A 17,889-nucleotide genomic window follows, 5' to 3' on the forward strand; every position below is an offset into this window, starting at 1 on the left:
GCTCACATCGAAGTGCCTGATCCGACGATCAGAGCTGGCCGCCGACGAAGACCGTCAGGTCGACGAGGCGGTTGGAGTAACCCCACTCGTTGTCGTACCAGCCGAGGATCTTCACCGTGTTGCCCTCCTGAACCATGGTCAGGGAGGAGTCGAAGGTGCAGGAGGCCGGGTCGCCGACGATGTCCGAGGAGACGATCTCGTCCTCGGTGTAGGCCAGGTAGCCCTTGAGGTCGCCGTCCTCGGAGGCCTTCTTGAACGCGGCGTTGACCTCGTCCTTGGTGACCTCGCGCTGCAGCGTCACGACCAGGTCGGTGGCCGAGCCGGTGGGGACCGGGACGCGCATCGCGATGCCGTCGAGCTTGCCCTTGAGCTGCGGCAGGACCAGGGCGGTGGCCTTCGCGGCGCCCGTCGTGGTCGGGATGATGTTCTCGGCGGCGGCGCGGGCGCGGCGCAGGTCCGAGTGCGGGAAGTCCAGGATGCGCTGGTCGTTGGTGTACGCGTGGACCGTCGTCATCAGACCCTTGACGATGCCGAAGTTCTCGTCGAGGACCTTGGCCATCGGCGCCACACAGTTGGTGGTGCAGGAGGCGTTGGAGATGACGTGGTGGTGCGCCGGGTCGTACTTGTCCTGATTGACACCCATCACGATGGTGATGTCCTCGTCCTTGGCCGGAGCCGAGATGAGGACCTTCTTGGCGCCGCCGGCGATGTGCTTCGCGGCGTCGGCCTTCTTCGTGAAGATGCCGGTCGACTCGATGACGATGTCGACGCCGAGCTCGCCCCACGGGATGTCGGCGGGGTTGCGCTCGGAGAGCACCTTGATGGTGTGACCGTCGACGGTGATCGTGTCGGCGGTGTGCGACACCTCGGCCTTGAGGCGGCCCAGGATGGTGTCGTACTTCAGGAGGTGTGCGGTGGTCGCGGTGTCACCCAGGTCGTTGACAGCCACGATCTCGATGTCAGCACCCTGCTCCAGCAGCGCGCGGAAGTAGTTACGACCGATGCGGCCAAAGCCGTTGATGCCTACGCGGATCGTCACGAACCGATCTCCTCGTTGATACACCGGCTATGCGGTGCCGGCGAGCTGTATTTGGGATGTCCCCGACCACCCACGACCCTACCTCTCCGCGGGCCCCGTGGTGACATCGAGTCGCCCCATACACGGCAGGACGGTCCGTACCCGCCAGTAGGGGTACGGACCGCCCGGGCCTGAAGGCCTCGTCACTCGATTTGATCTCGAACTTTCACACGGGGTTGACTGTGGCGTGTCACCCCTCAAGTGAGTCGAGAGCCTTTCCGATGAGCGCTTTTCGGTCGGCCGCCGAGGTCAGGTGCTCCAGGCCGAAGCCCAGCAGCACGGTGTCGTCCGTGGTGACCGCTCCATAGGTCTGGAAGAGGGTGCCGGTGCGCGTCCAGTCCTTCAGGACGGCCGGGCTGCCCGCGGGCGGACCGCCGACCTGCCAGGCGCCGAGCGAGGTCTCGAAGCCCTCGGTCCCGGTGGCCGTGCCGCCGACGACCAGCGAGGCGTCGTCGGCGAGGAGGCCGTGGCCGCCGCTGCCGGGGTCGGTGACGTAGGAGATCGAGACCTCCACCTTCTTGCCCGCGTACGCGCTGAGATCGAAGTTCACCTGCTGCCAGCCGCTGGAGGCGCCGGTGAGGGCGTTCCAGGAGCCGGTGGCGCCGGTGGCGGTGCAGCCGCCCGAGGCGACGGTGAGGTAGTGCCGCAGCCACGGGTGCTCGCCGACGTAGAAGCCGGCCCCGCACTCGGCCGGCACGACGGCACTGGTGGCGCCGCCCGCCTCGGGGAGCGTGGTCCAGTCGTCGGCGCCGACCGTGTGGACCTCGACGATCGCGTTGTCGTAGCCGGGCTCGGTGTCCCACAGCAGCCGGGTGCGCAGCGCGGGGGCGCTCGCCGCGCCGACACCCGTGAGGTCGATGGTGCGGATGAGGCGCTTGTAGGCGTCGTCGGTGTGCACCGCGGCGGCCATGTACGAGCCCGCGTACGGCCCGTACGGGTTGACCGTCCCGGCGAACTGGCCGGCGCCCGCGCTCGCGAACTGCGGGTGTGTGGCGACGGGCAGTTCGTCCGAGGTGACCCCGTAGGTGCCCGCCCTGTCGAGCGGGTTGCCGGCCGCCGGGCCGAGGGCCCCGCTCAGGCCGCCGAGCTTGCCGGAGCCGGTGAAGCCGGTGGCGCCGGGGGTCGACGTACGGGAGTAGGCGCCCAGGTAGTACTGGCTGAAGTCGTCCGACGGCGTGCCGTCGCCGAGGTCGACCGCGCCGCCCGCCCGCTCGCCCGCCTCGATCAGCTTGCCGCCCTCGTTGAGGAAGGCGCGCAGTTCGAGCTGGGTCGGATTGCCGGGGACGCTCGCGCCCGTGTAGTGGACGACCGTGCCGAAGTGGCTCAGCACGCCGAGCGCGTCGGGCACGCCCTGCGTGGCGACGTCCCAGACGATCGCCCTGCGGCCGTTGGCCTTCAGCGCGTCGACGTAGGTCTGCGCCTGCGTGGCGGCGGCGCCCTCCTCGGCGACGACGAGGGTGTCGGCCTTGGGGCGTGCGGCGACCGTGTAGGTGAAGCGCGAGCTGGAGACCTTCTTGCCGTCCTTGGTCTCGCCCGTGAACCACACCTCGACCTTGTCGCCCGGTTCGCCGTCTCGCACCTTGGCGCGGTACTCGTCGAAGTACAGGTTGTCGTCCCCGCCGTAGGTCTCGCCGCCCTTCCAGGCCCTCAGCGCCTGGTCGTGCGTACGGCCGCCGTTGACGCGGTACTTGAGCTCCTTGTCGCGGATCGCCTTGCGTGCGACGACGGAGACCTCCTGGTCGGCGCCGCGCGAGTAGGACGTGGTGAACGGCGCCGGGGTGAAGTCGGCGGCGCTCCGGCCGATCGAGGACTTCGGCTGGTCGGGGCGGGCCGCGGACTCGGCGACGGAGAGCGCGAACGGGACGTTCTTGGCGAACTCGTCCTGGATCAGCTTCTCGTCGTCCGGGAAGTTGAAACCCGACTGGCAGTCGGACGCGTTCCACTGGTCGTTCGGATCGATGTCCGACGCGGTCTGGCACGTCGACATCTCCGGGGTGAACATCGCCGTGCCGTTGACGTTCGCCGCGTGGCCGTCCGCCTCGCCGTTGGTCGTGTACAGCTCCGAGGCCACCTGCGGGCGGTAGCCCGGGATCGCGGAGTCGTCGGGGGTGCCGGCGAGCGCCTTGTAGACGACGTCGTCCGGGGTGTCGGTGGCGACCTGCCAGCCGACGCCGTAGAGGATGAGTTCGGCGGCGGAGTGGTAGTTGACGCCGTAGGTGAAGCCGATCCGCGCCTCGAACGCGTCGAGCGCCTTCGTCTCGGGCTCGGAGCCGGGGCTCGCGCCGCGGTAGGTCTGACTGGTGGGGTTGGGGGACGAACCCTCGTCGTCGTAGCCCCACTTGTAGGCGAAGTTGCGGTTGAGGTCGACGCCGTCGCCGGTGGTGATCGCGCCGTCGCCGTTGACGTCCCGCAGGTTCTTGCGCCACAGCCGGTTGTCGGTGCTCTGGAAGGTGTAGTCGTAGCCGTCGGGGTTGGCCGACAGGACGAACCACAGCTCGGTGGAGTCGACGATCTTCTTGATCCGCTTGTCGGTGCGGTAGTTGTCCAGGTAGTGGTGCATCAGCCGCCGGGTCATCTCCGGGGTGATCCACTCACGGGCGTGCTGGTTGGACATGTACAGCACCGCGGGCTTGGCGCCGTCCTTGGAGCTCTTCGCGTTCTTGGTCAGTTTGACCGCGAGGATGTCCTGGCCGTTCACCGTCTTGCCGAGGGAGACGACCTTGGTGAGGCCCGGGTTCTCCTGGCCGGTGCGGAGGATCTCCTCCCGCAGGCCGCCGGTGCCGCTGTAGGGGCGGAACACCCCGTCCGAGGCCGCCTTCAGACGGCTCTCGGTCCGGGCGGAGAGGGTGTGCTCGGTGAGCTCGACCCCTTGCTTCCCGAGTTTCTTCGCCTGTTCGTCGGTCAGGAACACCTCGACGGTGGCGGTGCCCTGCTCGGGAGCCTGTTCGCTCAGTTCGTGGCCGTCCTGGCCGGCCGCCAGCAGCAGGGGCACCTGCTGCTTGGTGACCTCGGCGCGGAAGACCTTGACCTCGTCCGGGTCGGGCGTGGGTGAGCTTCCGGGCTGTGCCTGGGCGATGGGTGCGAGTGCCGCTCCGCCGAGCAGCAGCGCGCCGACGGCGAGGATCGATCTCGCTCTGCGTCTCATGAAACCCCCTGGCGTGAGTTCGCCACGGCAGCGAACTCTGCCAGGCTCATGACAGTTCATGATCCAGTCAAGAGCGCCTCAAAGCCCCGCAAATGCCGGTGGTGGGGGGGGGGGGGGGGGGCCCCCCCCGCGGGGGGCGGGGGGGGCCCCCCCCCCCCCCCCCACCACCGGCATTCTGACGGGTGATCAGCCGACCAGATTGTCGGCGAGGTCCTCGCTGAGGTTGGCCTCCGTGCCCGGGATGCCGAGGTCGGAGGCACGCTTGTCGGCCATCGCCAGCAGCCTGCGGATACGGCCGGCGACCGCGTCCTTCGTCAGCGGCGGGTCGGCGAGCGCGCCGAGTTCCTCCAGGGAGGCCTGCTTGTGATCCATGCGCAGCCGGCCGGCCGCCGCGAGGTGCTCGGGCACCTCCTCGCCGAGGATCTCCAGCGCGCGCTGGACACGGGCTCCCGCGGCGACGGCGGCGCGCGCCGAGCGGCGCAGGTTGGCGTCGTCGAAGTTGGCGAGCCGGTTCGCCGTGGCACGCACCTCACGGCGCATCCGGCGCTCCTCCCAGGCCAGCACCGACTCGTGTGCGCCGAGGCGGGTGAGCAGCGCGCCGATCGCGTCGCCGTCGCGGACGACGACCCGGTCGACGCCGCGCACCTCTCGGGCCTTCGCGGCGATGGAGAGCCGACGGGCCGCGCCGACCAGCGCGAGCGCCGCCTCCGGGCCCGGGCAGGTCACCTCCAGGGAGGAGGAGCGGCCGGGCTCGGTGAGCGAGCCGTGCGCCAGGAAGGCGCCGCGCCAGGCCGCCTCCGCGTCGCAGGTCGCGCCGGAGACCACCTGCGGGGGCAGACCCCGGATCGGGCGGCCGCGGCCGTCGACGAGTCCCGTCTGCCGGGCCAGCTGGTCACCGCCCGCGACGACCCGCACGACATAGCGCGAGCCGCGGCGCAGACCGCCCGGGGCCATCACGATCAGCTCCGAGCTGTGGCCGAAGATCTCCAGGATGTCCCGCTTGAGCCGACGGGCCGCCATCGCCGTGTCCAGCTCCGCCTCGATCACAATGCGCCCGCTCACCAGGTGGAGGCCGCCGGCGAACCGCAGAATCGCGGAGACCTCCGCCTTTCTGCAGCAGGTCCGGGTGACGGGAAGCCGGGAAATCTCATCCTTCACCGCTGCCGTCATCGCCATGGGCCGATCCTTCCATGCATCCGAAAAATACGGTCGTACGCGGCGGCCAACAACTCCGGGTCGTGCCTCGGGGTTCCGTCGGGCCGGGCCACCGGCGCCAGCTCGACCGCGGCCCCGAACCGTTTGGCGGCGTCGGTCAGCGAGTCGCGGTCGGGCACGGCGGCCTCGTCGGCCAGCACCACGTCCAGGGCGAGTTTAGGGGCGTGTCGTCCCAAAACCTCCAAATGACGCTGCGGGGAGAAGCCGTCGGTTTCTCCCGGCTGCGGGGCGAGGTTCAAGGAGAGCACCCGGCGGGCCTTGGTCTCCATGAGCGCGTCGAGCAGACCGGGCACCAGCAGGTGCGGCATGACCGAGGAGAACCAGGAGCCGGGCCCGAGCACCACCCAGTCCGCGTCCAGGACGGCGGCGACGGCCTCCGGGACGGCCGGCGGGTCGTTCGGCACCAGGTGCACGGACTGCACCTCGCCGGGCGTCAGCGCCACGGTCGCCTGTCCCCGGACGGTGTCGATGTCGTCCGGCCGCAGCGGATCGTGCCCCTTGACCAGCGCCTGGAGCTCCAGCGGCACGGCGGACATGGGCAGCACCCGGCCCTGCGCGCCGAGCAGCTTGCCGACCAGGTCCAGGGCCTGCACATGGTCGCCGAGCTGCTCCCACAGGGCGACGATCAGCAGATTGCCGACCGCGTGGCCGTTGATCTCGCCCTGCGACTGGAAACGGTGCTGGATGACCCGGGCCCAGGTCTGGCCCCAGTCGTCGTCGCCGCACAGCGCGGCCAGCGCCTTGCGCAGGTCACCGGGCGGCAGCACGCCCAGTTCGTCCCGCAGGCGGCCGCTGGAGCCGCCGTCGTCCGCCACCGTGACGACGCCCGTGAGGTCGCCGGTGATCCGGCGCAGCGCCGTGAGCGAGGCGGACAGACCCATGCCGCCACCGAGGGCGACGACCTTGGGCTGGGTGCCGCGGCGGCGCGGTTTGCCGCCCCGGGCCTCGACCGGCCGGCCCGCGCGCCCCTCCAGGGCGACCCTGCGCAGCCGACCGAGCCGTGGAGTACGTCCTGTCATTCCCGTCCCATGTCCCGGTGCACGACCACCGTCTCCACGCCCTCGGCCGCGAGGCGCGCGGCGAGCTTCTCCGACATGGCCACCGAGCGGTGCTTGCCGCCCGTGCAGCCGACCGCGATGGTCACATAGCGCTTGCCCTCCCGGCGGTAGCCCGCGGCAACCAGCTGGAGGAGCTCCGCATACCGGTCGAGGAACTCCTTCGCGCCGGGCTGGTTGAGGACGTACGCCGAGACCTCCTCGTTGAGGCCGGTGTAGGGGCGCAGCTCCGGGACCCAGTGCGGGTTGGGCAGGAAGCGCATGTCCACGACCAGGTCGGCGTCGACCGGCAGGCCGTACTTGAAGCCGAAGGACATCACGGTGGCCCGCAGCTCGGGCTCCTCGTCGCCCGCGAACTGGGCGTCCATCTTGGCGCGCAGCTCGTGCACGTTGAGGCTGGAGGTGTCGATCACCAGGTCGGCGTCCCCGCGCAGCTCGCGCAGCAGCTCGCGTTCGGCGGCGATGCCGTCGACGATGCGGCCGTCGCCCTGGAGGGGGTGCGGGCGGCGCACGGACTCGAAGCGGCGCACGAGGGCGTCGTCGGAGGACTCCAGGAAGACGATCCGCCGGGTGACGCCCTTGGTCTCGAGGTCGGCGAGGGACTCACGGAGGTTGTCGAAGAAGCGCCGGCCGCGGACGTCGACGACCACCGCGATCCGCGCCACGTTGCCCTGGGAGCGAGCGCCCAGCTCCACCATGGTGGGGATCAGGGCGGGAGGGAGGTTGTCGACGACGAACCAGCCGAGGTCCTCCAGACACTTGGCTGCCGTCGAGCGACCCGCCCCGGACATGCCGGAGATGATCACCAGCTCGGGGATGGCCGCCTCGGGGATCCCGGGCGGCGTGACGTCCGTACTCACCTGTGCTCCGTCTTCGTGGCGTGCTTCTTGCCGGGGGCTGTCGGCGGCCCCGGGGTCCGGGGGCGCCTGTTCTCTCTGGGCTGTGGGGTGTGCATCGTGCTCGGTCATGTCTCCTGCCCCAGTCGTTCTTCCGGGGCGCCCGCCGTCACGGGATCTCCGGGGGGACCCGCCGTCGTATCGGGTTCCTCGTCTTCAATGATCTCTCCGGTCGCGGTGTTCACGGCGGGAGCGGGCGGCGCCGCCTGCGCGAGGGCCGCGGCGATGGTCTCGGCCGTCTTGCGGCCTATGCCGGGGACCTCGCAGATCTGGTCGATCGTCGCAGCCCGCAGCCTCTTCACCGACCCGAAGTGCTTGATCAGCGCCTGCTTGCGGGTCTCGCCGAGGCCCGGCACCTCGTCCAGCGGACCGGCGCGGAAGCGCTTGGCCCGCTTGGTGCGCTGGTAGGTGATCGCGAAGCGGTGGGCCTCGTCGCGGACGCGCTGCAGCAGGTAGAGGCCTTCGCTGCTGCGGGGCAGGACGACCGGGTCGTCGTCGCCGGGCAGCCAGACCTCCTCCAGGCGCTTGGCGAGGCCGCAGACGGCGACGTCGTCGATTCCCAGTTCGTCCAGCGCCCGCTTGGCGGCCGCGACCTGCGGCTGTCCGCCGTCGACGACGACGAGCTGGGGCGGGTAGGCGAACCGTTTGGGACGGCCGTCGTCCTCGGTGAGGGTGCCGGCCAGGACGGTTTCCATGGCGTCGGCGTCGGCATCGGCGCCGGCGGTGAGCGGGACGCCGTCCGTGAGCGGGGGCTCGCCGTCGGTCCACTCCCCCGTCTTGCCCTTCTCGGCGATGTAGCGCCGGAAGCGGCGGGTGATCACCTCGTGCATGGAGCGGACGTCGTCCTGGCCCTCGAAGCCCTTGATCTGGAAGCGGCGGTACTCGCTCTTACGCTGCAGACCGTCCTCGAAGACGACCATGGAGGCCACGACGTCGTCGCCCTGGAGGTGCGAGATGTCGTAGCACTCGATCCGGAGCGGGGCGCTGTCCAGGTCGAGGGCCTCGGCGATCTCCTCCAGGGCACGCGAGCGCGTGGTCAGGTCGGAGGCCCGCTTCGTCTTGTGCAGGACGAGCGACTGCTGTGCGTTGCGCTCGACGGTCTCCATCAGGGCCTTCTTGTCGCCCCGCTGCGGGATGCGCAGCGACACGTTGGACCCGCGGCGCTCGGTGAGCCACTCCTGGACGGGCAGCGCGGGCTCGGGCAGGGCGGGGACCAGCACCTCCTTGGGGACGGAGTCGCCCCGCTCCTCGCCGTACAGCTGCTGAAGGGCGTGCTCGACGAGGGCGCCGGTGGTGACGTCCTCGACCTTGTCGGTCACCCAGCCGCGCTGGCCGCGCACGCGCCCGCCGCGGACGTGGAAGATCTGGACGGCCGCCTCCAACTCGTCCTCGGCGACCGCGATCAGGTCGGCGTCGGTCGCGTCCGCGAGCACGACCGCGTTCTTCTCCATGGCCTTCTTCAGGGCCTCGATGTCGTCGCGCAGGCGGGCGGCCCGCTCGTACGCCATCTCCTCGGCCGCCTCCATCATCTGCTTCTCCAGACGGCGGAGGTAGGCGCCGGTGCGGCCGGCCATGAAGTCGCAGAACTCGTCGGCCAGTTCGCCGTGCTCCTCGGGGGTGATCCGGCCGACGCAGGGCGCGGAGCACTTGCCGATGTAGCCGAGCAGACAGGGCCGGCCGGTGCGGGCTGCGTTCTTGAAGACACCCGCGGAGCAGGTGCGCACGGGGAAGACGCGCAGCAGCAGGTCGACCGTGTCCCGGATCGCCCACGCGTGCGCGTACGGCCCGAAGTACCTGACGCCCTTCTTCTTGTGGCCGCGCATCACCTGCACGCGCGGGAACTCCTCGTTCATCGTGACCGCGAGATAGGGGTAGCTCTTGTCGTCGCGGTACTTGACGTTGAACCGGGGGTCGTACTCCTTGATCCAGGAGTACTCCAGCTGCAGCGCCTCGACCTCCGTGGACACCACCGTCCACTCCACCGACGCGGCCGTGGTGACCATCGTGCGGGTGCGCGGGTGAAGGCCTGCCACGTCCTGGAAGTAGTTCGCCAGGCGCTGGCGCAGGCTCTTCGCCTTTCCGACGTAGATCACCCGGCGGTGCTCGTCGCGGAATCGGTACACCCCGGGAGAGTCCGGGATCTGTCCCGGCTTGGGGCGGTAGCTGGAGGGGTCGGCCATGTCTCACACCCTACTGGCGCGGAGTGACACTCCGGCGGGGCTGTGGACAACGGCAGGGGTCTCCGGCAGGGCTGTGGACGACCGGGCACAGCAGGGACGGGCCCGAGGGCAGCGACTCGGCCACACGCACGTGCCACTCGGGCATCAGGTGTTGTCGGGACTTGGTCAACACGCTTCAATGCGGGGGAACTCGGGGCCCTGAAGGGCGCCTTACGGATGTGAAGGAGCTGCTGCGTCACGGGCAAGACCCCGACCACCCACGCGAACGGTCCGACCAGCCGTCGTGAGCATTCACAGAAAGGCCCCTGCATGCCGCACGCCACACAGCACGCGGACGCCGCCGTCGTCGCCGCGACCACCGCGGAACTGGACACGGCCCTGCGAGGCGGCCCCTTCCACGTGGCGCTGCGTGCCGCGATCGCCGCCCGTGGACTGCCGCTGCAGCGCGTCCAGCATCATCTGTCGCGCTACGGGGTCAAGGTGGGCGTGACGAGCCTGAGCTACTGGCAGCAGGGCGCCCGGCGTCCGCAGCGCCCCGAGTCGTTGCGGGCGGTGCGTGCGCTGGAGGAGATCCTGCACCTGCCGGACGAGTCCCTGATCCGGCTGCTCGCGGACGCCGACGGCGGGAACGGCGGCAACGGCGCCACGACGGCCGGGCAGTCCGCGGGCCGCTCCTACCGCTCGTTCCTGGAGGCCACCGGCGCTCTCGAACAACTGCTCGTTGAACTGGAGTGCCCCGTCGACGGCGGACTGCACACTCTCGGCCACCATGAGCGGGTCCGCATCGGGGCGCGCCGTGAGCTCCTGGGGCGCGAGTCGCAGCACATCGTGCGCGCCCACCGCGACGGCGTCGACCGCTTCGTGGCCGTCCACCACGGCGACCCCGGGTGCGCACCGGAGCGGATGGCGGTGCACGCCCTGGAGAACTGCCGGGCCGGTCGCGTCCGCCGCCATCACGACACCGGCGTGCTCGTGGCCGAGTTCCTCTTCGACACCCGCCTGCGGGCCGGCGACACGTTCCTCTTCCGCTACGGCGTGGAGGACGGGACCGCCGACGTGTGCCGCGAGTACGTCCGCGGCTTCGGTGCGGCGGGCGGCCAGTACGCCCTCCAGATCCGCTTCGACGAGCACGCCCTGCCCGTGCGCTGCCACCGGTTCACCCAGCACTCGGCGGCGGCCCCGCGCGGCGGCCGCCAGGAACTGCCGATCAGCGGCCGACACCGTTCGGTGCACCTCGTGGAGCCGCGGGTGCGGTCGGGCATGGTGGGCATCGGATGGGACTGGGAGTGAGTTCGCGTGACTGTTCGCCCGACCGTTCGACTGACGTAAACGCTTGCGCAATCGTTTACGCAGGGCGCTGAATGAGATAGCTTCCCGCCGGAAGGACGGGCACGGGCCCGGACTGCGGGGCCCCAGGAAGGCGAGGCGACCGGATGCCGACCATGGCCGACGTCGCACGGCACGCGGGAGTGTCCGTGGCGACCGTCTCGCACGTGCTCAACGACACCCGTCCGGTGCTCCCCCACACCCGCCAGGCCGTCCTCGACGCCATCGACGAGCTCGGCTACACGCCCAACACCCTCGCCCGCTCCCTGGTGACCTCCCGCACCCGTTCCATCGGGCTCGCGGTGTCGGCGATCAGCAATCCCTACTTCACGGAGATCCTCCAGGGTGTCGAGGCCGGCGCCCTGGAGCAGGGGTACAGCCTCCTGATCGCCGATCCGCACGACGAGCCCGAGCACGAGCGCAAGGTCGTCCAGCTCCTGCACGAGCGCCGCGTCGACGGCCTGATCGTCGCCCCGTCCGCCGACCCGCGCGGCCTCCTCTCCTACCTCACCCGCCACGCCGTGCCGACCGTGCTCCTCGACCGTGTCGTCGACGCGGCGGCGGACGGCGCTCCCCGCTTCGACCAGGTCTGCGCCGAGAACGCCGCACCGACGGCCCGACTGGTCGCCCACCTGGCCGAACTGGGCCACCGCCGCATCGCCCTGGTCGCCGGCCTGCCCGGCCTGAGCACCACCGGCGAACGGATCTCCGGCTACCGGCACGGCCTCGCCGCCGCCGGGCTCCCCTACGACGAGCGTCTGCTGGCCCACGGGGACTCCGCGTCGGCCGGCGCCGAACGAGCCACCGCGGCCCTGCTCGCCCAGGCCGCGCCGCCCACCGCCCTCGTCACCGCCAACAACGCGATGACCATCGGCGCCCTGCGCGCGCTGCGCGACCGCGGCCTCTCCGTGCCCGAGGACATCGCGCTGTGCTGTTTCGACGACTTCGCCTGGGCGGACGTGTTCTCCCCCCGGCTCACCGCGATCGCCCAGCCCAGCCGGGACCTCGGCGCCCTGGCCGTCCGGGTGCTGCTCGAACGCCTCGCCGCGCCCGACCGCCCGGCCCGGACCGTACGGCTCCCCTGCACCTTCGTCCATCGCATGTCGTGCGGCTGCACGGACGGCACAAGCACCGATGGCTCCGACAGCTCCGATAGCTCCGATAGCTCCGAGGAAGGATCCGCCCTGTGATCGTCGTTGCCGGTGAGGCCCTGATCGACCTGGTACCGCAGGGCACGGGCGCCCTCGCGGGGCTGCAGCCGGCACTCGGCGGCGGCCCCTACAACACCGCGGTCGCACTCGGCCGCCTCGGCTCCCCCACGGCCTTCTGCTCGCGCACCTCCTTGGACGCCTTCGGCGAGGCGCTGCTCGACAGACTGCGGGAATCGGGCGTGGACGTGTCCGCGGTGCAGCGCGGCACCGAGCCGACCACCCTCGCGGTCGCCACGGTCGACGGGGACGGTTCGGCCGCATACTCCTTCTACGTCGACGGCACCGCCGACCGGCTGTTCACGGCCCCGGCCGCGCTGCCCGCAGGGACGCGTGCGGTGTCCTTCGGCACCTGCTCACTCGTCCTGGAGCCGGGTGCGAGCGCGTACGAGGAGCTGATGCGGACCTCCGCGGCGCAGGGCCTGTTCACCGCGCTCGACCCGAACATCCGGCCCGGGCTGATCCCGGACGCCGACGCTTACCGGGCCCGCTTCAAGAGCTGGCTGCCCTCGGTGTCCCTGCTCAAGCTCTCCGAGGAGGACGCCCGGTGGCTGGGCGGCACCCCGCACGAGTGGCTGTCCGCCGGGCCGGCGGCGGTGGTGCTCACGCACGGCAGCGCCGGACTGAGCGTCTTCACCCGCGACGGCTCGATCCACCCCGTGCCCGGCGAGGAGGTCGAGGTCGTGGACACCATCGGCGCCGGGGACACCGTGAACGCGGCGCTGCTGCACGGCCTCGCGCTGCGCGACGCCCTGTCCCCCACCGCCGTCGAGTTCCTCGGTGCCGACGACTGGACGCGGTTGCTGCGGTTCGCCGCACGCGCGGCGGCGATCACCTGTTCCCGGGCCGGTGCGGAACCGCCGTACGCCTCCGAGGTGGGCGAGCTGTAGGAAGAACGGACGGCGCCCCACGGGGAGTTCCCGCGGGGCGCCGTCCTTTCGCGCGTGGTGTCAGGCCTTGGCCGCCCGCGTCGACTTCGTCGTCTTCTTCGCGGGCGTCGCCTTCGTCGTCGCCCCGGCGGCCTTCTTCGTCGCCGTGTCGTTCGCGGCGGCGGACTTGGCCGTGGCGGTCTTGGCGGTCGCCGTCTTGGCGGTCGCCGTCTTCCGTGCCGGCGCCGTCCTGGCCGCGACCGTCTTCTTCGCCGCCGTCTTGCGCGGGGCCTTCACCGCAGCCGCGTCGCTGATGCGCTCGGCGCCGAGGACCTCCCGGAGGAACTTGCCGGTGTGGCTGGTCGACACCGCGGCCACCTCCTCCGGCGTGCCCTCGGCGATGACGAGGCCGCCGCCGGCGCCGCCCTCGGGGCCCATGTCGACGACCCAGTCGGCGGTCTTGATCACGTCGAGGTTGTGCTCGATGACGATGACCGTGTTGCCCTTGTCGACCAGGCCGGCGAGGACCGTCAGGAGCTTGCTGATGTCCTCGAAGTGCAGACCCGTCGTCGGCTCGTCCAGGACGTAGACCGTGCGGCCGGTGGAGCGGCGCTGGAGCTCGCTGGCGAGCTTGACGCGCTGGGCCTCACCGCCGGACAGGGTGGTCGCGGACTGGCCGAGCCGGACGTAGCCGAGGCCGACGTCCTTCAGGGTGTTGAGGTGGCGGGCGATCGAGGGGACGGCCTCGAAGAACTCCGTCGCCTCCTCGATCGGCATGTTCAGGACGTCGGCGATGGACTTGCCCTTGTAGTGGACCTCCAGGGTCTCCCGGTTGTACCGGGCGCCGTGGCAGACCTCGCACGGGACGTAGACGTCCGGGAGGAAGTTCATCTCGATCTTGATCGTGCCGTCGCCCGCGCAGTTCTCGCAGCGGCCGCCCTTGACGTTGAAGGAGAAGCGGCCGGGCAGATAGCCGCGGACCTTCGCCTCGGTCGTCTCCGCGAACAGCTTGCGGACGTGGTCGAAGACGCCGGTGTACGTGGCCGGGTTGGAGCGCGGGGTGCGGCCGATGGGCGACTGGTCGACGTGTACGACCTTGTCGACGAGGTCGTCGCCGTCCACGCGCGTGTGCCGCCCGGGAACGTTCCGGGCGCCGTTCAGCTCGCGGGCCAGGTGCGTGTACAGGATGTCGTTGACCAGCGTCGACTTGCCGGAGCCGGACACACCGGTGACCGCGGTGAACACGCCCAGCGGGAAGGACACGTCGATGTCCTGCAGGTTGTTCTCGCGGGCGCCGTGCACGGTGAGCCGGCGGGACGGGTCCTGCGGGCGCCGGATGTCGGGCAGCGGGATCGCCTTCTTGCCGGACAGGTACTGCCCGGTCTGCGACTCGGCGTTGTCGAGCAGTTCCTTGTAGGAGCCGCTGTGCACGACGTTGCCGCCGTGCTCGCCGGCGCCGGGGCCGATGTCCACGATCCAGTCGGCGACCTTGATGGTGTCCTCGTCGTGCTCGACGACGATGAGCGTGTTGCCCATGTCCCGCAGCCGGACGAGGGTCTCGATCAGCCGGTGGTTGTCGCGCTGGTGCAGACCGATGGACGGCTCGTCGAGGACATACAGGACGCCGACGAGACCGGAGCCGATCTGGGTGGCCAGGCGGATGCGCTGGGCCTCGCCGCCGGAGAGCGTGCCGGCCGCGCGGTTGAGCGAGAGGTAGTCCAGGCCGACGTCGACCAGGAACCGCAGCCGCTCGTTGACCTCCTTCAGGACCCGCTCGGCGATCTTCTTGTCGCGGGCGTCGAGCTTCAGCTCGCCCAGGAAGTCCGCGCAGTCGCTGATGGACATGCCGGAGACCTCGGCGATGGACTTGTCCATCACCGTGACCGCGAGGACGAGCGGCTTCAGGCGCGTGCCCTCACAGGTGGGGCAGGGCACCTCGCGCATATAGCCCTCGAAGCGCTCACGGCTGGCGTCGCTCTCGGACTCGCTGTGCCGGCGCTTCACGAACGGGACGGCGCCCTCGAAGGGCGTCGTGTAGACGCGCTCGCGCCCGTACCGGTTGCGGTAGCGGACCTCGATCTGCGTCTTGTGGCCGTACAGCAGGGCCTTCCTGGCCCGCTGCGGCAGGCCCGCGAAGGGGATGTCGGTGCGGAAGCCGAGCGCTTCGGCCAGGGCGCCGATCAGCCGGCCGAAGTAGTCCTTGGTGTGCCCGTGCGACCAGGGGTGGATGGCGCCCTCGTCGAGGGACTTGTCCTCGTCCGGGACGATCAGCTCGGGGTCGACCTCCATGCGCGTGCCGATGCCGGAGCAATCGGGGCAGGCGCCGAAGGGCGAGTTGAAGGAGAACGAGCGGGGCTCGAGCTCCTCGAAGGACAGATCGTCGTACGGGCAGTACAGGTGCTCCGAGTACATCCGCTCGCGCTCGGGGTCGTCCTCGGGAAGGTCGACGAAGTCGAGCACGACCATGCCGCCGGCCAGGCCGAGGGCGGTCTCCACCGAGTCGGTGAGCCGGCGCTTGGCGGACTCCTTCACCGTGAGGCGGTCGATGACCACCTCGATGGTGTGCTTCTCCTGCTTCTTCAGGGTGGGCGGGTCGGACAGCTGGATCGTCTCGCCGTCCACCCGCGCGCGGCTGTAGCCCTTGGTCTGGAGATCGGCGAACAGGTCGACGAACTCTCCCTTGCGCTCGCGCACCAGCGGCGACAGCACCTGGAAGCGGCTGCCCTCGGGCAGTTCCAGCACCTTGTCGACGATGGCCTGCGGCGACTGGCGCGTGATCGGCCGGGAGCACTCGGGGCAGTGCGGCTTGCCGATGCGCGCGAAGAGCAGCCGCAGGTAGTCGTAGACCTCGGTGATGGTGCCGACCGTGGAGCGCGGGTTGCGCGAGGTCGACTTCTGGTCGATGGAGACGGCCGGGGAGAGGCCCTCGATGAAATCGACGTCCGGCTTGTCCATCTGGCCCAGGAACTGGCGGGCGTAGGAGGAGAGGGACTCGACATAGCGCCGCTGTCCCTCGGCGAAGATGGTGTCGAAGGCCAGCGAGGACTTGCCCGACCCCGACAGGCCCGTGAAGACGATGAGCGAGTCGCGTGGCAGATCGAGCGAGACATTCTTGAGGTTGTGCTCGCGCGCGCCACGGACGATGAGACGGTCGGCCACGCCGGTCCGCACCTTTCTTGAGAGAAGTGACAGGGGCGGGGCCCCCGTCTTTTTCAGACTAGGGGGAGCCACTGACAACGCCGGTCGGGATTCACCGGTTCACAACAATCCCCGGCCTTCCAGCATGCCCGACGCCGCCACCGACCATATAGCACGTGCATTCGATTTGCGGGCCAGAGCTGCCACCTTCACCCGAAGGGGTGGCGGGGCTAGGGTCAGCAGCATGATTGATCACGCTCATGACCTGGAGTCTGTACGTGCCGCGACCGAGCGACTGCTCACCGAAGTCGGGGCACTGGACAACGCATCGGCGGCCGAGCCGTCACGCCTGCCCGGCTGGAGCCGTGGCCATGTGCTCGCCCACATCGCCCGCAACGCCGACGCCCTCGTGAACGTCCTGGAAGGGCGCCCCATGTACGCCGACGCGCACGTGCGCGACGCCGACATCGAGCGGGACGCCCCTCGCCCTCTGGACGTGCAGCTCGCGGACCTGCGGGAGAGCGGGGTCCGCTTCCAGGAGGCGGGAGCGGCACCCGCGGACTGGTCGCGCACGGTGCAGCTGCGCAACGGGGTGGTCGACGCGGCGGCCCGCGTGCCCTTCCGACGGTGGGTGGAGGTCGAGCTGCACCACGTGGACCTCGGCATCGGTTACGAGCTGGAGGACCTGCCGGAGGAGTTCACCGAGCGGGAGATCGAGTTCCTCGCGGAGCGGTTCGACGGACATCCCGACGTACCGCCGACCCGCCTGACGGACGCCTCGCGCGTGTGGAGCACGGGCCGCAAGGCCGACGGGCCCGAGGTGACCGTCACCGGCTCCCCCGCCGACCTCCTGGGCTGGCTCGCGGGCCGCCGTGACGGATCCGGACTGACGGTCGACGGCGGCACGCTCCCGGCCCTCCCCCCGCTATAGGCTGCCGCCATGACGTACAGCGGAGAGGTGACGGTCGGCGGCCCGGCCGACGTGCACGAGCTCAAGGACCTCATGATCACCAAGATCGCGGTCGGCCCGATGAACAACAACGCCTATCTGCTGCGCTGTCGGGCCACGGACGAGCAGTTGTTGATCGACGCGGCCAACGACGCGGAGGCCCTGCTCGGCATGATCGGCGACGACGGCATCGCGTCCGTCGTCACCACGCATCAGCACGGCGACCACTGGCAGGCGCTCGCCGAGGTGGTGGCAGGCACGCACGCGCGTACCTACGCCGGCCGGCAGGACGCCGAGGGCATCCCCGTGCCGACCGACGTCCCGGTCGACGACGGCGACGTCATCCGGGTGGGGAACGTGAGCCTCACCGCACGCCATCTGGTCGGGCACACGCCCGGCTCGATCGCCCTGGTCTACGACGACCCGCACGGCCACCCCCACGTCTTCACCGGCGACTGCCTCTTCCCCGGGGGCGTGGGCAACACCCGCAAGGACCCGGAGGCGTTCGCCAGCCTGATCCACGACGTCGAGACGAAGATCTTCGGCGCGCTGCCGGACGAGACCTGGGTCTATCCGGGACACGGCAACGACACCACGCTGGGCGCGGAGCGGCCGCACCTTCCGGAGTGGCACGCGCGCGGGTGGTGAGCCGAGTCGCCCATGCAGTGAGCTGTCCATGCAGTGAGCCGTCCATACAGGGGGCGCGCGTTGCCGAACGCGCGCCCCGTGTGAATCGCGCGCACGCGCCGACCCTCTGCACGCGCTCCCCGCACACGTCGTTGCGCGGTCAACTGGTGGCAGCCCCGCGCGGGATGACGGCTCCGGCGCGG

General features: G+C 70.7%; 12 protein-coding genes. 5 read left to right on the forward strand and 7 right to left on the reverse strand.

Annotated features, from left to right (window positions below; translation table 11 throughout):
* Positions 1-28: 28 nt before the first annotated feature.
* The 6 genes from gap to uvrC all read right to left on the reverse strand — a co-directional run bounded on the left by gap (position 29) and on the right by uvrC (position 9,569).
* Positions 29-1,039, reverse strand: a complete 1,011-nt coding sequence (gap, locus tag ABZ725_RS36855) for a type I glyceraldehyde-3-phosphate dehydrogenase (RefSeq protein WP_358806755.1) — start codon at positions 1,037-1,039, stop codon at positions 29-31.
* 229 nt (positions 1,040-1,268) lie between these two features.
* On the reverse strand, positions 1,269-4,223 hold the full coding sequence (locus ABZ725_RS36860) for a M14 family zinc carboxypeptidase (protein WP_358806756.1): 2,955 nt from the start codon (positions 4,221-4,223) through the stop codon (positions 1,269-1,271).
* A 186-nt stretch (positions 4,224-4,409) separates the two neighbouring features.
* The gene (gene whiA / locus ABZ725_RS36865) at positions 4,410-5,399 is read right to left on the reverse strand and encodes a DNA-binding protein WhiA (RefSeq protein WP_351920778.1); all 990 of its coding nucleotides are present in this window, start codon (positions 5,397-5,399) and stop codon (positions 4,410-4,412) included.
* Complete coding sequence (gene yvcK, locus ABZ725_RS36870) at positions 5,390-6,457, reverse strand: uridine diphosphate-N-acetylglucosamine-binding protein YvcK (protein ID WP_358806757.1); 1,068 nt, start codon at positions 6,455-6,457, stop codon at positions 5,390-5,392. Before yvcK ends, whiA begins: the two co-directional genes overlap by 10 nt.
* Positions 6,454-7,461, reverse strand: coding sequence for an RNase adapter RapZ (rapZ, locus tag ABZ725_RS36875; RefSeq protein ID WP_351920775.1), 1,008 nt, complete (start codon positions 7,459-7,461; stop codon positions 6,454-6,456). Before rapZ ends, yvcK begins: the two co-directional genes overlap by 4 nt.
* On the reverse strand, positions 7,458-9,569 hold the full coding sequence (gene uvrC, locus ABZ725_RS36880; protein WP_358806758.1) for an excinuclease ABC subunit UvrC: 2,112 nt from the start codon (positions 9,567-9,569) through the stop codon (positions 7,458-7,460). The genes rapZ and uvrC overlap by 4 nt, the downstream gene beginning before the upstream one ends.
* Positions 9,570-9,878: 309 nt before the next feature.
* On the opposite strand from uvrC, the gene ABZ725_RS36885 reads away from it, so the two are divergent.
* From ABZ725_RS36885 to ABZ725_RS36895, 3 genes are all read left to right on the forward strand, one after another.
* Positions 9,879-10,859 (forward strand): hypothetical protein, encoded by a 981-nt coding sequence (locus ABZ725_RS36885; RefSeq protein WP_358806759.1) that lies wholly within the window; start codon positions 9,879-9,881, stop codon positions 10,857-10,859.
* Positions 10,860-11,002: 143 nt separating this feature from the next.
* Positions 11,003-12,085, forward strand: a complete 1,083-nt coding sequence (locus ABZ725_RS36890; protein ID WP_358806760.1) for a LacI family DNA-binding transcriptional regulator — start codon at positions 11,003-11,005, stop codon at positions 12,083-12,085.
* Positions 12,082-12,993, forward strand: coding sequence for a carbohydrate kinase (locus ABZ725_RS36895; RefSeq protein ID WP_358806761.1), 912 nt, complete (start codon positions 12,082-12,084; stop codon positions 12,991-12,993). Before ABZ725_RS36890 ends, ABZ725_RS36895 begins: the two co-directional genes overlap by 4 nt.
* A 60-nt stretch (positions 12,994-13,053) precedes the next feature.
* Here ABZ725_RS36895 and uvrA read toward each other — a convergent pair whose 3' ends face one another.
* Positions 13,054-16,131: an excinuclease ABC subunit UvrA gene (uvrA, locus tag ABZ725_RS36900; protein ID WP_358806762.1), complete on the reverse strand. Its 3,078-nt coding sequence runs from the start codon at positions 16,129-16,131 to the stop codon at positions 13,054-13,056.
* A gap of 223 nt (positions 16,132-16,354) precedes the next feature.
* On the opposite strand from uvrA, the gene ABZ725_RS36905 reads away from it, so the two are divergent.
* Complete coding sequence (locus tag ABZ725_RS36905) at positions 16,355-17,041, forward strand: maleylpyruvate isomerase family mycothiol-dependent enzyme (protein WP_358806763.1); 687 nt, start codon at positions 16,355-16,357, stop codon at positions 17,039-17,041.
* Between the two features lie 9 nt (positions 17,042-17,050).
* Positions 17,051-17,707: an MBL fold metallo-hydrolase gene (locus tag ABZ725_RS36910; protein ID WP_358806764.1), complete on the forward strand. Its 657-nt coding sequence runs from the start codon at positions 17,051-17,053 to the stop codon at positions 17,705-17,707.
* Positions 17,708-17,889: the final 182 nt, after the last annotated feature.

This window comes from Streptomyces sp. NPDC006872 (assembly GCF_040635845.1).
In the GTDB taxonomy this organism is placed as follows: domain Bacteria; phylum Actinomycetota; class Actinomycetes; order Streptomycetales; family Streptomycetaceae; genus Streptomyces.

Excerpts from the sequence above, each read along its gene's own strand:
- ABZ725_RS36860 (WP_358806756.1), bottom strand. The coding sequence starts at position 4,223 with ATGAGACGCAGAGCGAGATCGATCCTCGCCGTCGGCGCGCTGCTGCTC.
- whiA (WP_351920778.1), bottom strand. The coding sequence starts at position 5,399 with ATGGCGATGACGGCAGCGGTGAAGGATGAGATTTCCCGGCTTCCCGTC.
- yvcK (WP_358806757.1), bottom strand. The coding sequence starts at position 6,457 with ATGACAGGACGTACTCCACGGCTCGGTCGGCTGCGCAGGGTCGCCCTG.
- rapZ (WP_351920775.1), bottom strand. The coding sequence starts at position 7,461 with ATGACCGAGCACGATGCACACCCCACAGCCCAGAGAGAACAGGCGCCC.
- uvrC (WP_358806758.1), bottom strand. The coding sequence starts at position 9,569 with ATGGCCGACCCCTCCAGCTACCGCCCCAAGCCGGGACAGATCCCGGAC.
- ABZ725_RS36885 (WP_358806759.1), top strand. The coding sequence starts at position 9,879 with ATGCCGCACGCCACACAGCACGCGGACGCCGCCGTCGTCGCCGCGACC.
- ABZ725_RS36890 (WP_358806760.1), top strand. The coding sequence starts at position 11,003 with ATGCCGACCATGGCCGACGTCGCACGGCACGCGGGAGTGTCCGTGGCG.
- ABZ725_RS36905 (WP_358806763.1), top strand. The coding sequence starts at position 16,355 with ATGATTGATCACGCTCATGACCTGGAGTCTGTACGTGCCGCGACCGAG.
- ABZ725_RS36910 (WP_358806764.1), top strand. The coding sequence starts at position 17,051 with ATGACGTACAGCGGAGAGGTGACGGTCGGCGGCCCGGCCGACGTGCAC.